Origin of the sequence: Nocardioides bruguierae (assembly GCF_023554635.1) — a bacterium.
Taxonomy (GTDB): Bacteria; Actinomycetota; Actinomycetes; order Propionibacteriales; family Nocardioidaceae; genus Nocardioides; species Nocardioides bruguierae.
In genome coordinates, this window is the sequence record NZ_JAMJPH010000006.1 from 1 (window position 1) to 23,495 (window position 23,495).

A 23,495-nucleotide genomic window follows, 5' to 3' on the forward strand; every position below is an offset into this window, starting at 1 on the left:
TGGGCCAGGGGGGCATCCCACCCCCGGCCGACCTGCCCAGCCCGCCCGGCCGCGGGCGGCCGGCCGCCCCGGGTGGGGTCGGCCGGCCGTCGAGGAGCCTGCTCGGGCTGGGGGCGCTCAGGCGTGGATCGAGCGCACGCCCTCACCCGGCACGCGGTTCTCGGCGTCGATCATCCAGGCGAGCTGCTCGAGGCGCTCGAGGATGCCGTGGATGAGGTCGGCCGTCGTCGGGTCCTCGGCGTCGGTGGCGTCGTGGATGCGACGACCGGTCGAGGTCACGGCGTAGACCGAGGAGGTGATCAGGTCGACCGTCTCGGTGGTGGAGACCTCCTCGGCCGGGAACGGCGGCAGGGTGGAGGTGTTGGCGATCGTGACGGCGCGGGCGTCGGGCACCAGGTAGAGGGCGCGCATGCGCTCGGCCACGTCGTCGGAGAACTCGCGGGCCGCGTCGACGAGCTCGTCGAGCTGCAGGTGCAGGTCGCGGAAGTTCTTGCCGACCACGTTCCAGTGCGCCTGCTTGCCCTGGATGTGCAGGTCGGTGAGGTCGACCAGCAGCTGGTTCATGTTCGTGCCGAGGGTCTCCGAGCCGGTGAACACGCGGGCCGAGCGGGTGGGGGTCTGGGTGTCCTGAGTCATGAGGTGCTCCTTCGGTTCTGCTGCTTGTGCGGTGCGCGTGGTGACACTTCACCACACTTTCTGGATCGATTCCAGAAAGGTGAGGCTGCCCTGATCGGCCCCTGTGGGTCCGGTCCGGCCGTGCCACCGATGCTCCTCCCTTGCCCGCCGGGGCCCGGGACGACACGACCCCCTCGGGTGAGGCCGAGGGGGTCGTGGGGGCGTGCCGGGCGCCCAGGGACGGCGGTCAGCGGGTCACTGGCGACGGAACGCGACGCAGACCGAGGGACGCGGGAAGTCGTCGGTGTGCGGCCACGTGGAGGCCTGCGCCTCGAACGTCGAACCGGAGATCTCGCCGGGGTGCTGGACGGCGAAGAACAGCGACTGGTCGTCGTCCGCGACGAGCGGGCCGCAGGCCTCCGCGCCGTAGGGCATCGTGACGAACTGCTGCACGTGACCGCGCTCGGCGCCGGCCACCGGCACCCGGAAGATGCCGTCGTTCGAGCCCAGCGCGTTGCCGTCGGTGGAGACCCAGAGGTTGCCCACCGAGTCGAAGGCCACGTTGTCGGGGCAGCTGATGGGGCTGACCAGCGACTTGTCGTAGCCCGCGAAGTAGGTCTCCTCGGCGTCCGGGTCGCCGCAGACCAGCATGAGGTTCCAGGTGAAGGAGGTGTCGCCGTGGTCGCCCTTCATCAGGCCCGTACGGTTCCCGCCGCCGGGGACGATCTCCAGCACGTAGCCGTTGCGGTTGCCGCTCGCCTCGGTCAGCGGCTGCCCCGGGGCGGAGCGGACCATCGAGGTCGTGAGCGGGTTGGCCTCGTCCGGCTCGAAGGAGCTGCCGCGCTGGGAGTTGTTGGTCAGCGCGGCGTAGACCCGACCGTTGACCGGGTTGGGCTCGACGTCCTCGGGGCGGTCCATGGCGGTCGGGCTCACGGCGTCGGCGGCCAGGCGGGTGAAGACCAGGACCTCCTCCAGCGTGAAGCCGTCGACGAAGGACTGCGTCTCGTCGGCCAGCGGGATCCACTCACCGGTGCCGTCGTAGCGGCCGTCCTCGGTGCCGTCGCCGGTCAGACGCGCGACGTAGAGGGTGCCGGCCGAGAGCAGGGTCTTGTTGTGCCGGTGGGCCCTGCGGCTGCTGCCGGGGCGGTAGGTGTCGCGGGAGACGAACTTGTAGAGGTAGTCGCCACGCTCGTCGTCGCCCATGTAGGCCACCGCGTGGCCGTCGTCGGAGAGGGAGACGTTGGCGCCCTCGTGCTTGAGCCGGCCGAGCATCGTGTGCTTGACGGGGCGCGAGCCGGGCATGAACGGGTCGAGCTCGACGACCCAGCCGAAGCGGTGCGCCTCGTGCGGGTGGGCGGAGAGGTCGAAGCGGTCCTCGACCTCGTACCAGCCGGTGCCCGAGCCGGAGATGCCGTAGCGGGCGTACTGGGTGGCGTACTGCTCCGGGAGGCCGGTGGTGGCGTCGAAGTACTGGTTGAAGTTCTCCTCGCCCGAGAGCACCGTGCCCCACGGGGTGGTCCCGCCCGAGCAGTTGTTGAGGGTGCCCAGGACGCGGGAGCCGGTCGGGTCGGCCTCGGTGACGAGCAGGTCGGAGCCGGCGGCGGGCCCGTCGACCTTGAACTCGGTGCCGATGTGGACGCGGCGGTTGTACCTCGCCCGGCCCAGCGCGGTGGCCCGCAGCCAGGAGCCGGGCACGAGGCCCTGGCGGATCTCGACGACCGACAGCCCGATCGAGCTCATCGAGATCGCCTTGGTCTCGAGGTCGGTGTAGACCCCCGTGGGGTACATCAGGTCGTCGTCGGTGTACTCGTGGTTGGTCACGAGCAGCGCCCGCTTCTTCCTGCCGGGGATCGGCAGGACGCCCACGTAGTCGTTGTTGTAGCCGAACTGCTGACGCGCGGCCTCGGGGGTCTGCGCGTAGGCGTCGAAGGCGGGAGCGCCGGCCTCGACCTTGTCGCCCCAGCTGATCAGCACGTCGCAGTCGAAGCCCTTGGCGGTGACCACGGCGTCGCGACGGTTGGGCTTGACCGAGGTGAACGCGGTGGTCGCCAGGCTGGTCGTCACCCGCTGCCCGACGGCGGGGGCGGCCGCGGCGGCGCCACCGGTCGCGGCGGCCGAGAGACCACCCAGCACTAGGGCACCGGCGCCGACGCCCGAGGCCTGCAGCAGGGAGCGGCGGGCGATCACCTTGGTGACCTCCGCGCCGATGTGCGCGTTGCCGGACCGGTTCGGCACCGGGTGGTCGCAGGCGTTGCCGCACTTGAACTTGCAGGTCATGAGGTCACGCGAGCCGTGCCGGGTGGTACCGGTCGGCGTGATCGACAGCAGGCGGCGGGCGCCGGCGACCGGCTGCTCGACGGGGCGCTGGGGCGTGGTGGTCATGCGGGGAGGCTCCTCGAGGAGTGGGGGGCAAGCCGACGCCGCCTGCCCGGGAGGGCCGGGCGGCGCGGTGGCCGGGTGGTCGTCGGGGAACCTAGGGAGCCCGGGTGGTGCGGCGAGGGACCTGTGCGTGGAGGGCGGACGGCGGCCAGGTGAACGTTCGGTGGTCCAGACCGTCCGGGGGTGGTCCGTCAGGCCGCCGGCGACCGCAGCCCGTGCAGACGTGCCATGGCCACCGCACCCGCGGCCGGCCCGAGCGCGAGCAGGACCAGCGCCACGCCCCACCCGGACGCGGCCACGACCGTGGGCACCAGCCACAGGGTCAGCACCGTCGTGGAGTAGCCCAGCGCCAGCTGCACCGCCAGCGCGGCCCCCATGCCCTCCGGCGGGGCCGCCTCGGTGACCAGGGCGCTGAACTGGGCCGAGTCCGCGATGACCCAGAAGCCCCACACCGCGCACAGCGCCACGACGACGCCGAGCGGCCACCGGGCGTGCCCCACCGCGAGCAGCAGCGCCGTGGCCCCCGAGCAGACCAGTGCCAGCCCGGCGGCCCGCTCACGGCCCCAGCGGTCGCTCAGCACGCCGCCGACGAGGCAGCCGAGCGCACCGACGCCGATGCAGCCGAAGGCGAGGAGGGCGACGGTCCGGTCGGCACCGTCCCCGCCCGCGAGGCCGGGCAGCGAGGCCAGCAGCGAGGCGACGCCGGCCCACATCGCGTACAGCTCCCACATGTGGCCGACGTAGCCGAGGTCGGCCAGCAGCACCCGGCGGTGCCGCAGCGAGGCAAGCCCGGCGCGCAGGCTCACCGGCCGCCGCTCCCCCGCGAGCACCAGCCCGGGCGCGGTGCCCCGCACCGCCAGCACGACCAGGCCCCCCAGGGCCGTGAGCACGGCCGTGGCGGCGACCACGGGCCGCCACCCGGCGCCGAGGTCGACGCCCTGCACCAGGTGGGGCAGCGCCGAGCCGAGGGTGAGCGCACCGATCATCACGCCCAGCGCGAGGCCGCGTCCGCGCGTCACCCACGCGGCCACCTCCCGCACCGCGGGCGGGTAGACCAGGGCGAGCGCCGCGCCCGTCGCGGCCCGCAGCGGCAGGGCCGCGGCCAGCCCGTCGCACAGCAGGAGACCGGCCGTGCACGCCGCCGCCGTCCACGACCCGACCAGGACGAGGCGGCGCGGCGCGACCGCGTCGGCCAGCCCGGTCACCGCCGTGCCCAGGGCGCCGAGGACGAACCCGACCTGCACCGCGATCGTCAGCGACGCGACGCCGCCGGCACCCAGGTCCCAGTCCGTGCGCAGGCGCGGCACGACCGCCGTCGCGGAGAACCACGCCGACATCGTCAGCAGCGTCCCCAGCGCGAGCAGCGCGACGACGACGGTCGGCCGGTGGGCGGGCCGGGCCGCGCGCAGGGAGAGATCAGGCACGAGGCACGTGGATACCGTACTGAGCGACCTTGCGGTACACGGTGGCCCGCGACATGCCGAGCTCCTCGCCCGCCTCCCGCATCGTCACGCCCGGCCGCGAGAGCACGCGCACGATCTCGTCGCGCTCGAACGCCTCGATCCGGGTCAGCCGGTGCCCGGAGCCGGAGAGCACCTCGGCGGGCAGCGCCGCGACGTCGACGACGTCCGCCCGCCCCACCGCGGCACGCACGGCGGTCACCAGCTCGGTGACGTTGCCGGGCCAGGCGTGCTCGCGCAGCGCCCGCTCGGCGGCGCCGGTGACCTCGACGGGACGGCCCCGGGCGGAGGCCGCCACTCGCCGTACGAGCGGCAGCACGTCGTCGGGGCGCTCGCGCAGCGGGGGCAGCGGGGCCACGGACCCGACGAGGCCGGCGAGCGGCGCGGGCACGTCCTCGAGGCGGGCCGCGGTGAGCCCGACCGGCACCGACGGGGCACCGCCGGCGACGCGGGCTCGGACCACGAGGTCCCGGAGCCGCTCCGCCACCCACGTGGGCAGCCGGTCGACGTCGCGCACGACCACGGCCGTGTCGGGCTTGCCCAGCTCCGGGGTCCACAGGTCGAGCCACTGCTGGGCGTCGGCGGGGTCCGGCGCGCTCGCGGCGAGCACCCGGGTGCGCGGGGAGACGGCCCGGGCCGCCTGCGCGACCAGCGTGCCGCGTCCGGTGCCCTGCTCCCCCACGACCGCCACGACGTCCCCGCCGCGCAGGGCGTCGGTCGCGGTCGTCAGCGCCCGCGACCACGCCTCGCCGAGGTCCGGCGCGCCGGGGTCGACGACGCGGGGAGCCTCGACCCGGAAGACCTCGCCGCGCGGCGTGGGGCGGGGCCGCTGCCCGGCGCCACGCGCCAGCATCATCGCCGAGGTCGTGGAGGCCGCCGAGCGGGCCAGGGCGAGCAGCAGGTCAGCCGGAGAGGACGCCCAGGTCGTGAGGTTGACGCTGCCCTCGAGCCGACCGGTGAGCGGGTCGAGCACGGGCACGGCCGCACAGGTGTAGGTGCACAGGGTCAGGGCGTAGTGCTCCTCGGCCCGGACGACGGTGGGCACCCGGTCGGCCAGCGCGAGGCCGAGGCCGTTGGTGCCGACGTCCTGCTCGGCGTAGGTGAAGCCGGGCGCGAGGTGCACCTTGTCCAGGGCCCGCAGCAGGCCGTGGTCGCCGGAGACCCGGTCGAGCACGAGGCCGGCGGCGTCGGTGAGCATGAGGCTCACAGGCTGGTCGGCGAGCGTGTGGGCCAGGTCGGCCAGCACCCGGCGTCCGCACTCGGTGAACAGCGACTCCGCGTCGGAGGCGCCGGTGAAGACCGGTGGCACGTCCTCCAGCGGGACGCCGTAGGACTCGCTGCGCTGCCAGGAGGCGACGAGCCGCGGCGCCGGCCGGGCCGCGGCGCCGGCCAGGTCGGCGTGCAGCCTCGCGCGCTGCGGCACCCCGTCGTCCATGTGAGCCACGTTACAGAGCGCCCCCGACAGCCCGCGCGCCGCGGGCGTCTCATTCTGAGACGCCGGCCGGTCTCAAAGTGAGACGCGTCACCCCTGAATGCCGTCGCTCCCCGCTTCTAGCGTCGCCACCACGACGTGACAGCGGTCACGCCACCACCGACCCGCCGGCCCGCGACACGGAGCCGGCGCGGAGAGGAGAGGCATGTACACCAAGGACGGCGAGAGCTACTTCATCGTGGACGCCCACGTGGCGCTGTGGGACGCCCGACGCGAGAACCAGCGCAACGTGCACGGCGAGCAGTTCATCGACTGCTTCTACGACTACCACCGCAACCTCTCCCCCGAGTCCGAGCTCTGGGGGCACGAGGAGTTCCTCTACGCCGGTGGCGAGCGGCTGATGAAGGACCTGTTCACCGACGGCTACGTCGACCACGCGATCTTCCAGCCCGCCTACCTCGGCGAGTTCTACAAGACCGGCTTCGGGCAGACCGAGGAGGCGTTCGCGCTCTCCCAGGCGCACCCCGACAAGCTGACCTACAACCACAACTTCGACCCCCGCAACGGCGAGGCCGGCCTCGACCAGCTGCGCGCCGACGCCGAGCGCTTCGGCCTCCAGGGCGTGAAGCTCTACACCGCCGAGTGGCACGGCGACTCCCGCGGCTGGTCGATGCGCGACCCGTGGACCTACCGCTACCTCGAGGTCTGCCGCGAGGTCGGGATCAAGAACATCCACATCCACAAGGGCCCCACCATCCGGCCGCTGGACCGCGACGCCTTCGACGTCGCCGACATCGACTCGTGCGCCTCGGACTTCACCGACCTCAACTTCATCGTCGAGCACGTGGGGCTCCCGCGCCTGGAGGACTTCTGCTGGATCGCCACCCAGGAGCCCAACGTCCACGGCGGCCTGGCCGTGGCGATGCCGTTCATCCACTCCCGGCCGCGGTACTTCACGCAGATCATCGGCGAGCTCCTCTACTGGATCGGCGAGGACCGCATCCAGTTCTCCTCCGACTACTCGATCTGGACGCCGCGGTGGCTGGTCGAGCGGTTCGTCGACTTCCAGATCCCCGAAGACATGACGGAGTACGCCCCGCTCACGCTCGCGCAGAAGAAGAAGATCCTCGGCCTCAACGCCGCGTCCATGTACGGCCTCGAGGTGCCCGAGCACCTGCGCCTGCCCGAGGACCTCGCCGACTCCGGCGAGACCGCCACCGGCCCGCGCGAGCCCGCCGCCGGGGACCGCGACTCCCTCGTGGGGGCCGGCCGATGACCACGTTCCTGCCCGACCCCCTGGCGCCCCCGCTCGAGGACCGGCTGCTCGACGTCGACCCGCGCACCCGCCACACCGGTCTGGCGCGCGAGGCCTACGACGCGCTCGACGTGGTGCTCGACCCGGAGCTGGACGAGCCGGTCACCGACCTCGGGTTCGTGCGCAGCCTCGCCGTCGCGCCCGGCACCCACGGCAGCACGGACGTCGAGGTGCACCTGCGGCTGCCCACGTCCTTCTGCTCCCCGAGCTTCGCCTACCTCATGGCCGGCGACGCCCAGGACGTGCTCACCGCGCTCGAGTGGACCGGCCGCGTCGTCGTCGAGCTGGACGACCACCACGACTCCGCCGTGATCAACGCCGGCCTGGCCAGCGGCTCCGGGTGGGCCGGCACCTACGCCGCCGAGGAGGCCTCCAGCCTCGAGGAGCTGCGCGCCACCTTCCGGCGCAAGGCGCACACGGCGGCGATGGAGCGCTGCCTGACCGACCTCCTGCGCGCCGACGACACGCTGACCGAGGAGGCCCTGGCCGACGTGGTGCTGGGCGACCTCGCCGCCGGCGAGCACCGCGACGCCCTCCTGCGCCGGCGCGAGGCCCTTGGCCTGCGCACGGACGACGGGGCCCCGGTGCTCGTCGACGCCGCCGGCGTCCCCCACCCGCGCGAGCAGGTGCCGATGGCGCTGCGCCGGGCCCGCTCCACGCGGGTCTCGGTGGACGGCAACGCGCACTTCTGCCGCGGGCTGCTGCGCACCCGCTACCCCGGCTCCGATGCCGACCAGACCCGCCGCGCGGACGGGTCCGAGCCGGCCGACACCACGTACCACGCCGCCATCCCCACCACCGCACAGAAGGAGACCCAGCGATGACCGAGACCATGCGCGCCGTCCAGGTGGTCGGCTACCACCAGCCGCTGGAGATGACGGAGCTTCCCGTCCCCGTCCCCGAGAACCCGTGGGACGTGGTGGTGAAGATCGGTGGCGCCGGCGTGTGCCGCACCGACCTGCACATCCTCGAGGGGCAGTGGCAGGAGAAGTCGGGCGTCACGCTGCCCTACACGATCGGGCACGAGAACGCGGGCTGGGTGGCCGCCGTCGGCTCAGCCGTCACCCACGTCGCCGAGGGCGACCCCGTCATCCTGCACCCCCTGGCCACCTGCGGGCTGTGCCGCGCCTGCCGCTCGGGCGACGACGTGCACTGCGAGACCAGCCTGTTCCCCGGGATCGACACCCACGGCGGCTACGCCGAGTACCTGCGCACCTCCGCCCGCAGCGTCGTGAAGCTGGACGCCTCGCTCGAGCCCGCGGCCGTCGCGGCCCTGGCCGACGCGGGTCTCACCGCCTACCACGCGGCCGCGAAGGCGGCCCGTCGGCTGACCCCGCGCGACACCTGCGTCGTCATCGGCGCCGGCGGCCTCGGGCACATCGGCATCCAGGCGCTCAAGGCGCTCTCGCCGGCCCGCCTCGTCGTGGTCGACCGCAACGCCGACGCCGTGAAGCTCGCGCTCTCGATCGGCGCCGACGAGGCCGTCGTGGCCGAGGGCAAGCAGGTGGAGGAGGTGCTCGACCTGACCGGCGGCGCCGGTGCGGAGGTCGTCGTCGACTTCGTCGGCGAGAACGGCTCGACGTCGGAGGGCCTGGCCATGACCCGCCAGGCGGGTGATTACCACGTGGTCGGGTACGGCGAGAACGTGGACGTGCCGACCATCGACCTCATCTCGGCCGAGAAGAACGTGATCGGCAACCTCGTCGGGACGTACAACGACCTGTGCGACCTGATGGCGCTCGCCGCGCGCGGCGCCGTCACGCTGCACACCCAGACGTACGCGCTCGACGACTTCCAGACCGCCCTGGACGACCTGGACGGCGGGCGCGTGCGCGGCCGGGCGATCCTCGTCCCCTGAGCACCCGCCCCCGCCCCACGCCACTGAACGAAGGACGCAGAGTTGATCTTCATCACCGCACGATTCCTCGTGAAGCCCGAGCACGCCGAGGACTGGCCCACGATCTCGCGGGAGTTCACCGAGGCCACCCGCGCCGAGCCCGGCTGCCTCTGGTTCGACTGGGCACGCGCCCTCGACGACCCGCACGAGTACTTCCTCACCGAGGCGTTCGCCGACGACGAGGCCGGGGCCGCCCACGTGGGCTCGGAGCACTTCCGCACCGCCACCGCGACCCTGCCCGGCTACCTGCAGGCCACGCCGCGCATCGTCAGCACCACCGTGCCCGGCACGGACTGGTCCGCCCTCGGCGAGATGGCGGTCGACTGACCCCTGCCCGGCGCACCCCTGTCGCCCCCGGCCGGACCTACCGGCCGGGGGCGTCGTCGTCCGGATCGCCGTCGTCGAGGAACCGCGCGGCGAGCCCGGGCAGCTGGTCGGGCGAGAGCCACCCGAGCCCGCGCGGGGTCGGCGGCTCGTAGGGGTCGGAGGACGGCGCCTCGTCCTCGGGTGCCCACGTGCTGGGCGGGACGTCCGTGGCGCCGTACACCCAGTCCAGGAGGTGCTGCTCGCGGGCCGCGCCCTCCTCGGCCACGACCTCGGGCACAGCCTCACCCGCTGCCTCACCCGCGGGCCCGGCAGCGAGCTCACGGCCCAGGTCCCAGAACAGGCTCGCGGGCACGACCGTGTGCAGCTCGCGCAGCGTCTCGTGCCCACCGGGGGCGTCGTCGTGTCCCATGGGTCCTCCACCAGGTCCGGGCCGCCCGGTCGGGGGCGGGGTCGGTGGAGCAACGAGACGAGGGCCCGACAGGTGACGGGCCGCCGGCCGAGGCACCGCAGCGGCACCGACCGCGGGAGGATCGGCATGACCTGCACGGTGGCGGGGTAGGCCGCCCGCGCACCCCGGCGAAAACGACGGAAGCGGCCCCCGCTGTGCGGGAGCCGCTTCCGACCTGGGTGGAGCTGAGGGGACTCGAACCCCTGACCCTCTGCATGCCATGCAGATGCGCTACCAGCTGCGCCACAGCCCCAGGCTGTCACTCCGTCCGGCGGCCTTGCGGCCCCTCGCGGCGACAGGTGAAACACTAGACCAACGGCGCCCGGGAGGCGAAATCGGGGTCGCAGCCGACCCGTCTCAGGCGTGCTGACCAGGGACGACGCGGTTGTAGGCGCCCAACCGGAAGCCGGCCGTGGTGTCGCCGTGCTCGACCAGCTCGACCCAGCCGCAGTTGTCCAGGCCACGCATGCTGCGGGAGGCGTCCAGCGACCAGCCGAGCATCGCGACGGTGGCCACCCGGATCGCTGCGCCGTGCGAGACGGCCACCGAGGTGCGCCCGGGCGAGGTGTGGTCGAGCAGCTCGCGCAGGGCCTCGACCATCCGCTCCCCCACGGCCGCGGTGCGCTCCCCGCCGGCCACGACGTCGAAGTCACCCGTCACGAAGGTCGCGTACTCGCTCGGCGCCGCCTCCTGGTACTCCGGGTGCGAGAGTCCCTCGCGCTCGCCCAGGTGGAACTCGCGCAGGCGGGCGTCGTAGGTGGCGTCCAGGCCGGTGGCCGCGAGCAGCGGCTCGGCGGTCTGTCGTGCGCGGGTGAGGTCGGAGCACCACACGTGCTCCGGCTCCAGCCCCGCCACGACCGGGGCGGCCGCGGCCGCCTGGCGCAGCCCGACGTCGTCGAGGGAGGAGTCGATGTGGCCCTGCACGACGCGGGCGTGGTTGTAGGGCGTGCGGCCGTGGCGCAGCAGCACCAGGCGGCGGCCGCCCGTGGTCTCGACGACGTCGGCCACGCGGTCAGCCCCGCGCGTCGTCGCCGGTGGTGACGTCCGCGGGCAGCGCGATCAGCGGGCAGTCGCGCCACAGCCGCTCGAGGGCGTAGAACTGCCGTTCCTCCTCGTGCTGCACGTGCACGACCACGTCGCCGTAGTCGATGAGGACCCAGCGGCCGTCCTTCTCGCCCTCGCGGCGGATCGGCTTCGCGCCGATCTCGCGGAGCTTGTCCTCCACCTCGTCCACGATCGCCTTGACCTGGCGGTCGTTGGCGGCCGAGACGAGGACGAAGGCGTCGGTGATCGCCAGCTGTTCGGAGACGTCGAAGGCGATGATGTTGGTGCCGAGCTTGTCGCTGCCCGCACGGGCAGCGGCGACGACGAGGTCGCGGGCGTGGTCGGTGGCGGTCATGGGGTGTGCGTCAGTCTCCTCGGAGGTGGCCGCGCGGCGGCTCGCCGGTGGCCGGGTAGAGGTCGTGCTTGGCGATGTACTGGACGACGCCGTCGGGGACGAGGTACCAGACCGGCTCGCCGCGCTGCTTGCGTCGGCGGCAGTCCGTGGAGGAGATCGCCAGGGCGGGAATCTCCACGATCGTCACCCGGTCCGCCGGGATGGCGGCGAGCGTCTGCTCGTCCATGGTGTACCCGGGGCGGGTGCACCCGACGAACTGGGCGAGCTCGAAGAGCTCGCCGGCGTCGCGCCACGTGAAGATCTCGGCCAGCGCGTCGAGACCCGTGATGAAGTACAGGTCCGTGTCGGGCAGCCGGTCACGCAGGTCGCGCAGCGTGTCGATGGTGTAGGTCGGGCCGTCGCGGTCGACGTCGACCCGGCTCACGTTGAACCGGGGGTTCGCCGCGGTGGCGATGACCGTCATGAGGTAGCGGTGCTCGGCCTCGGTGACGCCGCGGCCGGACTTCTGCCACGGGTCGCCGGTGGGCACGAAGAGGACCTCGTCCAGGTCGTACCAGGACTGGACCTCCGAGGCCGCGACGAGGTGCCCGTGGTGGATCGGGTCGAACGTGCCGCCCATGATGCCCACCCGGCGTCGACCGGGCGCACGTGGAGCGGTCGGCTCGGGCCCCGTCACCGGCTCGGGCGCGGAGCCTGCCACGACGGGATCAGCTGTGCTCGCGGCCACCGGCGAAGGCGAGGAGGATGAACATCAGGCCCAGGAGGATGCCGAGCGTGATGGCACCGATACCCCAGGACAGGGCGTGGTTGACCTCGTGCTCGGCCTCGGCGGCCATGGCGATCAGCTGCAGCATGCGCACATCCTAGCCGGGCGGACGCCGCTCAGCGCACGTGGCCGTCCCCGGTGACCACGAACTTCGTCGACGTCATCTCCGTGAGCCCCATCGGACCGCGCGCGTGCAGCTTCTGGGTGCTGATGCCGATCTCCGCGCCGAAGCCCAGCTCACCGCCGTCGGTGAACCGCGTCGACGCGTTCACCATCACCGCGGCGGAGTCGACCATCGCCGTGAACCGGCGGGCGGCGGCGAGGTCGCCGGTCACGATCGCCTCGGTGTGCCCGGACGACCACCGCCGCACGTGGGCCACCGCCGCGTCCAGGTCCGGGACGACGGCGGCGCTGATCTCCAGCGCCAGGTACTCGGTGCCCCAGTCCTCGTCGGTGGCGGGCAGCACGCCCTCCAGCGCCGCGAACGCCGCGTCGCCGTGGATCGTCACGTCCTGCTCGCGCAGGGCCGCGGCCACGCGGGGCAGGAACTCCTCGGCCACGGCCTGGTGCACGAGCAGGGACTCCGCGCTGTTGCAGACGCTGGTGCGCGGGGTCTTGGAGTTGAGGACGATCGCGAGGGCCATGTCGAGGTCGGCGGCCGCGTCGACGTACACGTGGCAGTTGCCGACGCCGGTCTCGATCACGGGCACCGTCGAGCCCTGCACCACCGCCTGGATCAGGCCGGCCCCGCCGCGCGGGATGAGCACGTCGACGTCGCCGCGGGCCCGCATCAGGTGGGTGACGGTGTCGCGGGAGTCGGCCGGCACCAGCTGCACCACGTCCGCCGGCAGCCCCGCACGGACCGCGGCCTCGCGCAGCACCGCGACCAGGGCGGCGTTGCTGCCCGCGGCGCTGGAGGAGCCGCGCAGCAGCACCGCGTTGCCGGACTTCAGGCAGATGCCGGCGGCGTCGACGGTCACGTTGGGCCGGGCCTCGTAGATCATCCCCACGACGCCGAAGGGCACCCGCAGCTGCCGCAGCTCCAGGCCGTTGGCCAGCGTGGAGCCGCGGACCACCTCGCCCACCGGGTCGGGCAGGCCCGCCACGTCCCGCAGGCCCTGGGCCATGGCCGCGAGCCGGTCGGGGGTGAGCCGGAGCCGGTCCACGACGTTCGGCGGGGTGCCCCCGGCCTCGGCTCGGGCGCAGTCCTCGGCGTTGGCCGCCAGCACCTCGGCCTCGGCGGCCAGCAGGGCCGCGGCCATCGTCTCCAGCGCGGCGTCCTTGGTGGCACGGGTCGCCAGCGCCAGCTCGTGGGACGCCGTGCGGGCCCGTCGCGCCAGGGCGCGGACGTCGTCCTCGCTGGTCGGGGCCGGGGTGACCCCGGAGGACGTGGCCGTCGAGGTGGGCGTCGAGGCGGACGTGGTGCCGGCGGTGCGGGTGCTCACCGGTCCAGGGTAGGCGCGTGAGACACCTCTCCCGATCGGGCGTCGGCCCGCGGACGCGGCTAGGTTCGCGGTCATGAGGATCGTGCTGCTGGGAGACAGCCACCTGGCCCGTCTGGGGGTGCGCGCCGCCGAGATCGGTGCGCAGGCCCCCGGGGTCGAGGTGGTCGACGGAGCGGTGGGCGGCGCCCTGGCGGCGGACCTCGCCGCGCAGGTCCGCGCGCACGCCGTGACGCCGGAGGACGTGGTGGTGCTCTCGATCGGCACCAACGACGCGGCCCCGGCGGCCGCCACCCCGCGGGAGACGTTCCGCACCCACCTGACCGCGGTCGTCGACCTCGTCCGCGCCCGGCGCTGGGTCTACGTGATGCCGCCGGGCGTCGTGCCCGGCCGTCCCGGCGTGCAGGGCCGCACCAACGCCGCGCTGTCCTGGTACGCCCAGACCGCCGAGCAGGTCTTCCGGGCCCGCCGCGGCTGGGTGGTGGAGACCCGCGACCTGCTCGAGACCCTGGGCGAGGCCGCCTTCGACGAGGACGGCCTGCACCTGAGCGAGGCGGCCTACGACGTGCTCGTGCCCGAGCTGGCGGCCGCGGTCTCCTGAGCCGGGCTAGTGCCCGCCGGCGTGCGCCGGCTGCGGCACCCGGTCGCCCAGCAGGGAGAGCACCAGCATCCCCACGGCGGCGCCGGCGGCCAGGCCGGGCATCGCGCTGAGCGGGAAGAAGAACAGCAGGAGCGCCACCACCGCGAGCGGGCGGCGCAGCAGCACCACGCAGGCGGCGGCGCCACCGGCGGCGGCCAGCGCCCCCACGGGCACGTCGGGGGCGAGCACGGCGACGGCGAGGCCCACCGCCATCCCCGAGAGGACGACGGGGAAGATCTGCCCACCGAACCAGCCGGTCGACAGGCAGGCCAGCGTGGCGAGCAGCTTCGCCACGGCGACGCCGAGCAGCGCCAGGACGCCCGCGCTCGTGGCGGCGTCGATCAGCTCCTGCCCGGAGTGCTCGCCGGAGAACAGCGCGAGCGGCTGGAGCACCCCGAGCAGGCCGAGCACCGCTCCCCCGGCCGCCGCGCGCGGCACCGGGTGCGGCAGCGCCCGCTCGGCCAGGCCGCGGGCCGGTGCCATGAGCAGCAGCAGCGCCAGGCCCGCGAGTGCCGCGAGGGCGGCGGCCGGCACCGTCCACAGCAGCGCCTCGAGCAGCCGGCGTCCGTCGAGCGTCCCGGGGTCCGGCAGCGCGTAGCGGTGCAGCCCCTCGCCGGGCAGGAGCACCAGGAGGGTGACCAGGCCGCTGATCGCGGCGACCACGCCGGCCCCGATCAGCCGGTGGCTCTCGGCCGGGCGGCGGCTGCCCTCGACGGGCAGGACGACGGCGCCCAGCGGCCCGCCGAAGAGTCCGCTGACGGCGCCCACCGAGGACAGGTAGGCGGCCTCGTGGCGGGTGACGCGCAGGATGCGGGCCGCGCGCTGGCCCAGGCCCGAGGCCATCAGCAGCAGCGGGGCCTCCGGGCCGAGCGAGGCGCCGGCCGCCAGCGAGACCACGCCCAGCGCCCCGGCCCGCAGCAGCCAGGTGGCCTTCGGGAGCGGCGCGCGCTCGGCACCGGGCTCGGTCAGGCCGTCGAGCACCGCCAGGAAGTCCTCGAGGTCGTGCGGGGCATCCCGGTCGTGCCGGCCGCGGAGCAGGCCGACCACCACGCCGCCCGCGACGCAGACGAGGACCACCTGCCAGGCCCCCTCGCCGGGCAGCCGCGGCTCGGTGCCGTCCCAGACCAACCGGGTGAGCAGCCGCACGAGGACGAGGTAGCCCGCCGAGAGCGCTCCGACGACCGCGCCGAGCACGAGGGCCAGCCAGGTCGTCCGCGCGAGCGCCATGGGCTCAACCTAGGGCACGCACGAGAGGGAGGGCGGCCGATCGGCCGCCCTCCCTCCTGCGTGCACGCGGGTCGCGGCCCGTGGGCCGCGGCCCGACTCAGCCCTTGCGGGTCGTGACCTCCTCGGTCACCTTCGGCAGCACGGTGTGCAGGTCGCCGACGACACCGAAGTCGACCAGCTCGAAGATCGGGGCCTCGGGGTCCTTGTTGACCGCGACGATGGTCTTCGAGGTCTGCATGCCGGCCCGGTGCTGGATCGCGCCCGAGATGCCGTTGGCCACGTAGAGCTGCGGCGAGACGGTCTTGCCGGTCTGACCGACCTGGAAGCTGTGCGGCATCCAGCCGGAGTCGACCGCGGCGCGCGAGGCGCCCACGGCCGCACCGAGGGAGTCGGCCAGCGCCTCCACCGGGGCGAAGTCGCCGCCGGTGCCGCGGCCGCCCGAGACCACGATGGCGGCCTCCGTCAGCTCGGGGCGGCCCGAGGCCTTGCGCGGCTGGGAGGCCACGACCATGGCGGCCTTGGCGCCCTCGCTGATCGCCACGCTGACGGGCTCGACGGTGCCGGCGCCCGCGGTCTCCTCGACGGGGGCCGAGTTCGGCTTCACCGTGATGATCGGGGTGCCGGTGGTGACCTTCGCCTTGACGGTGAAGGAGCCGGCGAAGACCGACTGGGTGGTGGTGCCGTCGGCGTCGAGGTCGACGGCGTCGGTGATCAGGCCGGAACCGGTGCGGATGGAGAGCCGAGCGGCGATCTCCTTGCCCTCCGAGCCGGAGACCAGCAGCACCGCGGCAGGCGACGTCTTCTCGACGAGGTGCTGGAGCACCTCGACCTTCGGCACGACCAGGTAGCCGCGCAGGGGCGCGTCGTCGACGGTGTAGACCTTCTCGGCACCGTGGGCGGCGAGCTTCTCGGCGGCGCCGGCGGCCGCGTCGGCCGGGCCGATGAACACGGCCGAGGCCGAGCCCATCCGGCGGGCCAGGGTCAGCAGCTCCAGGGTGGGCTTGCGGATCGCGCCGTCGACGTGGTCGACGACGACCAGGACCTCACTCATGTCTGTCTCCTTCCAGCCCTGCTCAGATGAACTTCTTGTCGGCGAGGAAGCCGGCCAGCGCCACGGCGCCCGACCCGTCCTCGTCGGTGACGATCTCGCCCGCGGTGCGCGGCGGCCGCTCGGTCGTCTCGGCGACCACGGTCCAGGCCACGGACGCGCCGACGGAGCCGGCGTCCACGCCGATGTCGGAGAGCGACCACGTGGACATGGGCTTCTTCTTGGCCGCCATGATCCCCTTGAAGGAGGGGTAGCGGGCCTCGCCGGTCTGGTCGGTGACGCTCAGCAGCAGCGGCATCCGCCCGCCGACGATCTCGGTGGCGGTGTCGGAGTCGCGCTTGATGCGGACCTGGTCGCCCTGGGCCTCCACGCGGGAGGCGAAGGTGACCTGCGGCAGGCCGAGGCGCTCGGCGAGCATCGCCGGCACCACGGACATGCCGCCGTCGGTCGACGCCATGCCGCACATGACCACGTCCGCCTGACCGTTCTCCTCGGCGAGCTTCTCGACGGCCTTGGCCAGCACCAGCGAGGTCGCGGGGGCGTCCGAGCCCGCGACGGCCTCGTCGGTGACCAGGACGCCGGCGTCGGCACCCATCTGCAGGGCCTTGCGGACGGCGTCGGTGGCCTGCTCCGGACCCACGCACAGCGCGGTCACGGTGACCGACGTCGGGTCCTCGGCCTTCTCCTTGAGCTGGAGCGCCTGCTCGACGGCGTACTCGTCCAGCTCCGAGAGCAGACCGTCCACGCCGACGCGGTCGACCGTGTTGTCAGCCTCGAACTGCCGGTTCGCGGTGGCGTCCGGCACGTACTTCACGCAAACGACAATGTTCATGCGGTGTCCGACCCCGAGGGGTCCCTCCTGTGGTCTCGACTGGTGGCGATGTTACCCGCCGGTCACATACGTGCCCACACCCGGCGGGTGGGCTGGGTCACAAGGCTCAGGCCTTGCCGGGGCTGACGAGCCGCGCGACGACGCGGCCGACGACGAGGTAGGCCACGGCGCCCAGGCCCCAGTTGAACAGGGCGTTCTTCACCTCGGCGTTGTCGCCGCCGAACTGGCGGATTCCGTTCTCCCGGCTGAAGACGCCGAGGTCGACGCCGTCGGCGAGGTCCAGGACGAACCTGACCAGGTCGTTCTCGGTGTTGGCACCGATCGCGACGAGCAGCGCGCCCACGGCGAGCACGGCGGCCACCACGACGGCGGCCGTCCACACCAGCTGGGCCAGGAGCGTGCGCACGCGACGCACGCCTGCAGCAGTCTTGCCGGCCATGCCCGTCACCGCCCCTCGAACCGGGCCTTGCCCGGCCCGTCCTCGACGAAGGAGCGCATCCCGGTCTCCCGGTCCGCGGTGGCGAAGCAGCCCGCGAAGGCCGCCCGCTCGAGGGCCAGCCCGGTGGTCAGGTCGGTGGCCAGGCCGCCGTCCACCGCCTGCTTGGCGGCGCGCAGGGCCAGCGACGCGGCGCCGGAGAACTGCGAGGCCCACTCCCAGGCCTGGGTGTAGACGTCCTCGGGGGGCACCACCCGGTCCACGAGGCCGAGCGTGAGCGCCTCGTCCGCGCGCACGAAGCGGCCGGTGAAGATCAGGTCCTTGGCCCGGGAGGGCCCCACCAGGCGCGCCAGGCGCTGCGTGCCGCCGGCGCCCGGGATGATGCCGAGCAGCACCTCGGGCTGGCCGAGCACCGCGTCCGAGGCGGCGAAGCGGACGTCGGCGGCCAGGGCGAGCTCGCAGCCGCCACCGAGCGCGTAGCCGTTGACGGCGGCGACGACGGGCTTGGGGATCTCCGCGACGGCCGTGACCGCCTGCTGGAGCGGGCCGATGACGCTGACCATCTCCGCGTACGACATCGACGCCATCTCCTTGACGTCGTTGCCGGCGGCGAAGACCTTCTCGCCGCCGGTGATGACGACAGCGGCGACGTCCTCGCGGTCGGTGCACTCCTCGGCCGCCGCGCGCAGCTCGGCCTGCACGGCCAGGCTGATCGCGTTCATCTTCGGCCGGTCCAGCCTGATCGTGGCGACGCCCTCGTCGACCTCGAGGTGGACGAACTCTGCCATCGGCTCTCCTTCGTGGGGGCGCGGCGGGGGCCCGCGCGACGTGCTGGTGGTTCGGTGCCGGAGGCCCGACGGCCTGGTTCCTGCCTGGTTCCTGCTGGTGACTGCCCGGTTCCCGCGTCGGGCCACGATGTCGCAGCCCGACCCCGGTCGGTACCGGGCACTCTGTCAGACGCGTCACGCTCCCCGCACCCACCGCGCTGCGTGGCTGTGGTGGGAGGATCGACCCCATGCCCGTCACCTGGAAGCACCTCGGACAGACCGCCAAGGTCTGGCCCGGCCGCAACTGGCCCCTGGGAGCCACCTGGAGCCCGGAGTCGACCAACTTCGCGGTCAGCGCCCCGGCCGCCACCACGGTGTGGGTGTGCCTCTTCGCCCCCGACGGCGTCGGCGGCGAGGTGGAGACGCGGCACGAGCTCACCGAGCAGTCGCTGGGCATCTGGCACGGCGCGCTGCCCGACGTCGCCCCCGGCACCCGCTACGGCTTCCGCGCCGACGGCCCCTGGGACCCCGAGCGCGGCCTGCGGTTCAACGTGAACAAGCTGCTGGTCGACCCGTACGCCAAGGCCGTCAGCGGCACGGTCGACCCGACCGAGGCGGCCTTCGGCTACGTCTTCGGCGAGCCCGAGCGCCGCTCGGAGCTGGACTCGGCCCCCGTCGTGCCGCGCAGCGTCGTGGTCGACACCTCCTTCGACTGGGAGGGCGACAGCCCGGCGCACTACCGCTGGCGCGACACCGTCATCTACGAGTGCCACGTCAAGGGCATGACGGCGCTGCACGACCGCGTGCCCGAGCACCTGCGCGGCACCTACGCCGGCCTGGGGCACCCGGCGGTCACCGACTACCTGCGCGACCTGGGCGTGACGGCCGTGGAGCTGCTGCCGGTGCACCAGTTCGTCTCCGAGCCGGGGCTGACCGCCCGGGGCAGCACCAACTACTGGGGCTACAACTCCCTGGGCTACTTCGCCCCGCACGGCGCCTACTCCTCCACCGGGGACGGCGGCGACCAGGTCGCCGAGTTCAAGCGGATGGTCAAGGACCTGCACCGCGCCGGGCTCGAGGTCATCCTCGACGTGGTCTACAACCACACCGCCGAGGCCGGCCCGCTCGGCCCGACGCTCAGCTTCCGCGGGCTCGACGACCTGGGCTACTACCGCCGCGTGCGCAGCGAGGACGTGCCGACCGACACCTACTGGGACGTCACCGGGTGCGGCAACACGGTGAACTCCGAGAACCCCAACGTGCTGCGGCTGATCCTGGACTCCCTGCGCTACTGGGTCACCGAGATGCACGTGGACGGCTTCCGCTTCGACCTGATGTCGGCGCTGACCCGCTCCGGCTACGACGTGGACATGGGCTCCGACCTCCTCGTCGCCATCGGCCAGGACCCGGTGCTGCGCCACGTCAAGCTCATCGCCGAGCCCTGGGACGCCTCCATGGACGGCTACCTCGTGGGCGGCATGCCGGCCCCGTGGACCGAGTGGAACGACCAGTTCCGCGACATCGTCCGCGACTTCTGGCGCAACCAGACCTGGGGCGTGCACTCGATCGCCACCCGCCTGGCGGGCTCCTCCGACCTCTACTCCGACGACGGCCGGACGGCGTACAACTCGATCAACTTCGTCACCGCCCACGACGGGTTCACGCTGCGCGACCTGGTCACCTACAACGGCAAGCACAACCTGGCCAACGGCGAGGAGAACCGGGACGGCACCGACAACAACCGCTCCTGGAACCACGGCGTCGAGGGCGAGACCGACGACCCGGCGCTGCTGGCGCTGCGGCGCAGGCAGGCCGCCAACCTGATGGCGACGCTCTGCCTGGCCAACGGCGTCCCGATGATCACCGCCGGCGACGAGCGCGGCCGCACGCAGCGCGGCAACAACAACGCCTACTGCCAGGACAACGAGACCTCGTGGATCGACTGGCGCGCCGACGACGCCTGGCTGGACGTGTACGAGACCACCAAGCGGGCGCTGCGGCTGCGCAAGGACCACCCGGCCCTGCGCCAGCGGCACTGGTTCGAGGGGCGGCCCACCATCGTCGGCGGCCCCAAGGACATGGCGTGGCTGCACCCCTCGGGGCGGGAGATGACCCCGCAGGACTGGCACGACCCGGGCATCTCCTCGTTCGGGATGTTCCTCTCCGGCGGCCCCCTGCGCTCCCCCGGCCCGCGCGGGGAGCAGCAGGTGGACGACTCGTTCGTGCTCTGGTTCAACCCCGGCCGGGCCCGCCAGCGCGTGCTGCTGCCCGAGAACGACTGGGTGCAGAAGGCCGAGGTGGTGCTCTCCACCGACGCCGAGCACCCGGTCGGTGAGGTGTTCAACGTCGGCGAGCACCTCGTCCTGGGGCGCCGCACGATGGTGGTGCTGCGCGAGCTGCGGTGACCGTCGCCCGCCCGCTCAGCGCGGGTAGGTGACCAGCCCCAGCTCGGCCGGCGCGGCCAGCGCTGCGTGGTGCGGCAGCACCCGCACCGTGTAGCCGAACGGGCCCGCGGCCGCCAGCTCGACGCTGCCCTCGTACCGGTACCGGCCACCGCCGAGGTCCTCGGCCAGCCCCAGCTCCGCGGTGGTCGGCTCGAGGATGTCGTCGGCCTCGCCGGCCCGGCCCTGCACCAGCTGGACCGCCACGTCCGCGGGGGCCAGGGCGCCGAGGGCGACGAAGGCGCGCACGGTGAGGGTGTCCCCCACCTCCGGCACGTCGACCTCGCCCTGCGCGGCGCCGCTGCCCTCCACGTGCTCCACCCGCACGGCGTGCCAGCCCTCGCGCACCCGCTGCTTCCAGCCCGCCAGCGCCACCGCGCCGGCGTGGTCGGCGCCCAGGGCGCGCGCGCTCGCGGTCGCCGGGGCGTAGAGCTGCCGCACGTAGTCGCGCACCATGCGGCTGGCCAGGACCTTCGGGCCCAGCGAGAGCAGCGTGTGCCGCAGCATGTCGGTCCAGCGCGTGGGGACGCCGGCGGCGTCGGTGTCGTAGAAGCGCGGCGCGACCTCGCGCTCGACCAGGCCGTACAGGGCGGCCGCCTCGACGTCGTCGCGGTGGTCGGGGTCCTCCAGGCCGTCCGCGGACGGGATGGCCCAGCCGTTGGCCCCGTCGAACCACTCGTCCCACCAGCCGTCGAGCACCGACAGGTTGAGCCCGCCGTTCAGGGCGGCCTTCATGCCCGAGGTGCCGCAGGCCTCGTAGGGGCGCAGCGGGTTGTTCAGCCACACGTCGCAGCCGGGGTAGAGCGGCTGGGCCATGGCGATGTCGTAGTCGGGCAGGAAGACGATGCGGTGCCGCAGCTCGGGGTCGTCGGAGAGCTGCACGATCTGCTGGATGAGGCGCTTGCCGCCGTCGTCGGCGGGGTGCGCCTTGCCGGCGATGACGAGCTGGACGGGCCGCTCGGGGTCGAGCAGGAGCCGCCTGAGCCGCGCGGGGTCCCGCATCATCAGCGTCAGCCGCTTGTAGGACGCGGCGCGACGCGCGAAGCCGATCGTCAGGACGTCGGGGTCCAGCACCTCGTCGGTCCAACCGAGCTCGGCGGGCGTGGCGCCGCGCTGGAGCCACGAGGCGCGCAGCCGGCGGCGGACCTCGCCCACCAGCCGCTCGCGCTGGGCGCGCTTGACCGACCACAGCTCGGCGTCCGGCACCTCCTCGACGGCCCGCCAGAACGCGCTGGTGTCGTCACCGTCCGGGTCCGCGCCGCGGACCGCGGCCAGCCCCAGCACGTCGCGGGCCACCCAGGTCGGCGCGTGCACGCCGTTGGTGATGGAGGTGATGGGCACCTCGTCGATGTCGAAGTCGGGCCACAGGCCGTTGAACATCTCCCGCGAGACGTGCCCGTGCAGCCGCGAGACGCCGTTGGCGCGCTGGGCCAGCCGGAAGCCCATCACCGCCATGTTGAACACGCCCGGGTCGCCGCCCTCGTAGCCCTCCGAGCCCAGCGCCAGCACCCGCTCGGTCGGCACACCGGGGGTGACGCCGCCGTGGTCGGCGAAGTACTGCTCCACGAGCGTCCGCGGGAAGCGGTCGATGCCGGCGGGCACCGGCGTGTGGGTGGTGAACACGGTCGACGCCCGGCCCACCTCCAGCGCCGCCTCGAGGTCGAGCCGGGGCCCGTCGTCCGCCACCGTGAGCTCGCGCAGCCGCTCGATCCCCAGGAAGCCGGCGTGGCCCTCGTTGAGGTGGAACACCTCGGGCGCGGCGTGGCCGGTGATGCGGCAGTACTCGCGGATGGCGCGCAGCCCGCCCACGCCCAGCAGCAGCTCCTGGCGCAGCCGGTGCTCGGCGTCGCCGCCGTAGAGCCGGTCGGTGACGTCGACGTAGTGCTGCGGGTTGCCCTTCACGTCGGTGTCGAGCATGAGCAGCGGCACCCGCCCCACCGAGGCGACCCAGATGCGGGCCACCAGGTCCGGTCCGCCCGGCTGGGCCAGGGCGACGGACGCCGGCGTGCCGTCGTCCTCGCGCAGCAGCTGCACCGGCAGAGCGTTGGGGTCCAGCAGCGGGTAGTGCTCCTGCTGCCACGCGTGCCGGTCCAGGGACTGGCGGAAGTAGCCGTGCGTGTAGAGCAGGCCGACGCCGATGATCGGGACGCCCAGGTCCGAGGCCGCCTTGAGGTGGTCACCGGCGAGGATGCCGAGACCGCCGGAGTACTGCGGCAGCGCCGCGGCGACCCCGAACTCGGCCGAGAGGTAGCCGATGGCCGCCGGCCACGAGGTCGGCTCCGCCCCCTGCTGGGCTCCCTGCTGGGCTCCCTGCTGGGCCGCGCGCTGGTACCAGCGGTCGGCGGAGAGGTAGGCGCGCAGGTCCGCCCGGCCCGCCTCCACGCGGGCCACGTACTCCTGGTCCGCCGCGGCCTCCTCGAGGCGGTCGCGGGAGACGAGGCCGAGGACCCCACGGGGGTCGTGCCCGCTGCTCTCCCACGCCTGCGGGTCGAGGGCGGCGAACAGGTCACCGGTGGCCGGGTGCCAGGCCCAGCGCAGGTTGCCGGCCAGCTCCCCCAGGGCCTCGAGCGGGGCCGGCAGCGCCGGTCGGACGGTCAGTCGACGGATTGCGCGCACGTCGGTGA

The 23,495-nt window shown here is 73.8% G+C and carries 22 protein-coding genes and 1 tRNA gene; 6 read left to right on the forward strand and 17 right to left on the reverse strand.

Translation table 11 applies throughout. From position 1 onward, the window contains the following. Positions 1–117: 117 nt before the first annotated feature. The 4 genes from M8316_RS04745 to M8316_RS04760 form a co-directional block, all read right to left on the reverse strand. Positions 118–636 (reverse strand): Dps family protein, encoded by a 519-nt coding sequence (locus M8316_RS04745; RefSeq protein WP_250052484.1) that lies wholly within the window; start codon positions 634–636, stop codon positions 118–120. Between the two features lie 234 nt (positions 637–870). After that, on the reverse strand, positions 871–2,997 hold the full coding sequence (locus M8316_RS04750; RefSeq protein ID WP_250052485.1) for a PhoX family protein: 2,127 nt from the start codon (positions 2,995–2,997) through the stop codon (positions 871–873). 188 nt (positions 2,998–3,185) lie between these two features. Continuing rightward, complete coding sequence (locus tag M8316_RS04755) at positions 3,186–4,418, reverse strand: MFS transporter (protein WP_250052486.1); 1,233 nt, start codon at positions 4,416–4,418, stop codon at positions 3,186–3,188. Further along, entirely contained in the window at positions 4,411–5,889 is a 1,479-nt protein-coding gene (locus M8316_RS04760; RefSeq protein ID WP_250052487.1) for an AAA-type ATPase lid domain-containing protein, read from the reverse strand. Before M8316_RS04760 ends, M8316_RS04755 begins: the two co-directional genes overlap by 8 nt. A 202-nt stretch (positions 5,890–6,091) precedes the next feature. Here M8316_RS04760 and M8316_RS04765 point away from each other — a divergent pair, with 202 nt between their 5' ends. The 4 genes from M8316_RS04765 to M8316_RS04780 are packed head-to-tail and all read left to right on the forward strand — an operon-like array spanning position 6,092 to position 9,425. After that, on the forward strand, positions 6,092–7,162 hold the full coding sequence (locus M8316_RS04765; RefSeq protein ID WP_272494735.1) for an amidohydrolase family protein: 1,071 nt from the start codon (positions 6,092–6,094) through the stop codon (positions 7,160–7,162). Beyond that, positions 7,159–8,025, forward strand: coding sequence for an iron-sulfur cluster assembly protein (locus M8316_RS04770; protein WP_250052488.1), 867 nt, complete (start codon positions 7,159–7,161; stop codon positions 8,023–8,025). Before M8316_RS04765 ends, M8316_RS04770 begins: the two co-directional genes overlap by 4 nt. Continuing rightward, positions 8,022–9,059, forward strand: a complete 1,038-nt coding sequence (locus M8316_RS04775) for an NAD(P)-dependent alcohol dehydrogenase (RefSeq protein ID WP_250052489.1) — start codon at positions 8,022–8,024, stop codon at positions 9,057–9,059. Before M8316_RS04770 ends, M8316_RS04775 begins: the two co-directional genes overlap by 4 nt. Positions 9,060–9,101: 42 nt before the next feature. Next, positions 9,102–9,425, forward strand: a complete 324-nt coding sequence (locus M8316_RS04780) for a putative quinol monooxygenase (RefSeq protein ID WP_250052491.1) — start codon at positions 9,102–9,104, stop codon at positions 9,423–9,425. Between the two features lie 37 nt (positions 9,426–9,462). Here the strand turns inward: M8316_RS04780 and M8316_RS04785 are convergent, their stop codons facing one another. The 7 genes from M8316_RS04785 to M8316_RS04815 form a co-directional block, all read right to left on the reverse strand. Beyond that, positions 9,463–9,834 (reverse strand): hypothetical protein, encoded by a 372-nt coding sequence (locus M8316_RS04785; protein WP_250052493.1) that lies wholly within the window; start codon positions 9,832–9,834, stop codon positions 9,463–9,465. Between the two features lie 219 nt (positions 9,835–10,053). Next, positions 10,054–10,126: transfer RNA gene (locus tag M8316_RS04790), tRNA-Ala, on the reverse strand. A gap of 104 nt (positions 10,127–10,230) precedes the next feature. After that, positions 10,231–10,881: a histidine phosphatase family protein gene (locus M8316_RS04795; RefSeq protein ID WP_250052495.1), complete on the reverse strand. Its 651-nt coding sequence runs from the start codon at positions 10,879–10,881 to the stop codon at positions 10,231–10,233. 4 nt (positions 10,882–10,885) lie between these two features. Beyond that, positions 10,886–11,272, reverse strand: a complete 387-nt coding sequence (gene rsfS, locus M8316_RS04800) for a ribosome silencing factor (RefSeq protein ID WP_250052498.1) — start codon at positions 11,270–11,272, stop codon at positions 10,886–10,888. Positions 11,273–11,282: 10 nt separating this feature from the next. After that, positions 11,283–11,948 carry a nicotinate-nucleotide adenylyltransferase gene (gene nadD / locus M8316_RS04805; RefSeq protein WP_308195968.1) on the reverse strand — a complete coding sequence of 222 codons (666 nt, stop codon included), beginning with the start codon at positions 11,946–11,948 and terminating at the stop codon, positions 11,283–11,285. Between the two features lie 31 nt (positions 11,949–11,979). Then, positions 11,980–12,126, reverse strand: a complete 147-nt coding sequence (locus M8316_RS04810; RefSeq protein WP_250052502.1) for a hypothetical protein — start codon at positions 12,124–12,126, stop codon at positions 11,980–11,982. Between the two features lie 28 nt (positions 12,127–12,154). Continuing rightward, positions 12,155–13,483, reverse strand: coding sequence for a glutamate-5-semialdehyde dehydrogenase (locus M8316_RS04815; protein WP_308195959.1), 1,329 nt, complete (start codon positions 13,481–13,483; stop codon positions 12,155–12,157). A gap of 73 nt (positions 13,484–13,556) precedes the next feature. Between M8316_RS04815 and M8316_RS04820 the strand changes: the two genes are divergently transcribed. Next, positions 13,557–14,081 (forward strand): SGNH/GDSL hydrolase family protein, encoded by a 525-nt coding sequence (locus M8316_RS04820; protein WP_250052504.1) that lies wholly within the window; start codon positions 13,557–13,559, stop codon positions 14,079–14,081. Positions 14,082–14,087: 6 nt separating this feature from the next. Here M8316_RS04820 and M8316_RS04825 read toward each other — a convergent pair whose 3' ends face one another. From M8316_RS04825 to M8316_RS04845, 5 genes are all read right to left on the reverse strand, one after another. Then, positions 14,088–15,347 carry a chloride channel protein gene (locus M8316_RS04825; RefSeq protein WP_250052506.1) on the reverse strand — a complete coding sequence of 420 codons (1,260 nt, stop codon included), beginning with the start codon at positions 15,345–15,347 and terminating at the stop codon, positions 14,088–14,090. A 97-nt stretch (positions 15,348–15,444) separates the two neighbouring features. Beyond that, on the reverse strand, positions 15,445–16,398 hold the full coding sequence (locus M8316_RS04830; RefSeq protein WP_250052507.1) for an electron transfer flavoprotein subunit alpha/FixB family protein: 954 nt from the start codon (positions 16,396–16,398) through the stop codon (positions 15,445–15,447). Between the two features lie 22 nt (positions 16,399–16,420). After that, positions 16,421–17,209, reverse strand: coding sequence for an electron transfer flavoprotein subunit beta/FixA family protein (locus M8316_RS04835; protein WP_250052509.1), 789 nt, complete (start codon positions 17,207–17,209; stop codon positions 16,421–16,423). Positions 17,210–17,333: 124 nt separating this feature from the next. After that, positions 17,334–17,633 (reverse strand): hypothetical protein, encoded by a 300-nt coding sequence (locus M8316_RS04840; protein WP_250052511.1) that lies wholly within the window; start codon positions 17,631–17,633, stop codon positions 17,334–17,336. A gap of 38 nt (positions 17,634–17,671) precedes the next feature. Continuing rightward, entirely contained in the window at positions 17,672–18,451 is a 780-nt protein-coding gene (locus M8316_RS04845) for an enoyl-CoA hydratase/isomerase family protein (protein ID WP_250052513.1), read from the reverse strand. Positions 18,452–18,678: 227 nt separating this feature from the next. On the opposite strand from M8316_RS04845, the gene glgX reads away from it, so the two are divergent. After that, the gene (glgX, locus tag M8316_RS04850) at positions 18,679–20,835 is read left to right on the forward strand and encodes a glycogen debranching protein GlgX (protein ID WP_250052514.1); all 2,157 of its coding nucleotides are present in this window, start codon (positions 18,679–18,681) and stop codon (positions 20,833–20,835) included. Positions 20,836–20,850: 15 nt separating this feature from the next. Here glgX and glgP read toward each other — a convergent pair whose 3' ends face one another. Continuing rightward, on the reverse strand, positions 20,851–23,487 hold the full coding sequence (glgP, locus tag M8316_RS04855; protein ID WP_250052515.1) for an alpha-glucan family phosphorylase: 2,637 nt from the start codon (positions 23,485–23,487) through the stop codon (positions 20,851–20,853). Positions 23,488–23,495: the final 8 nt, after the last annotated feature.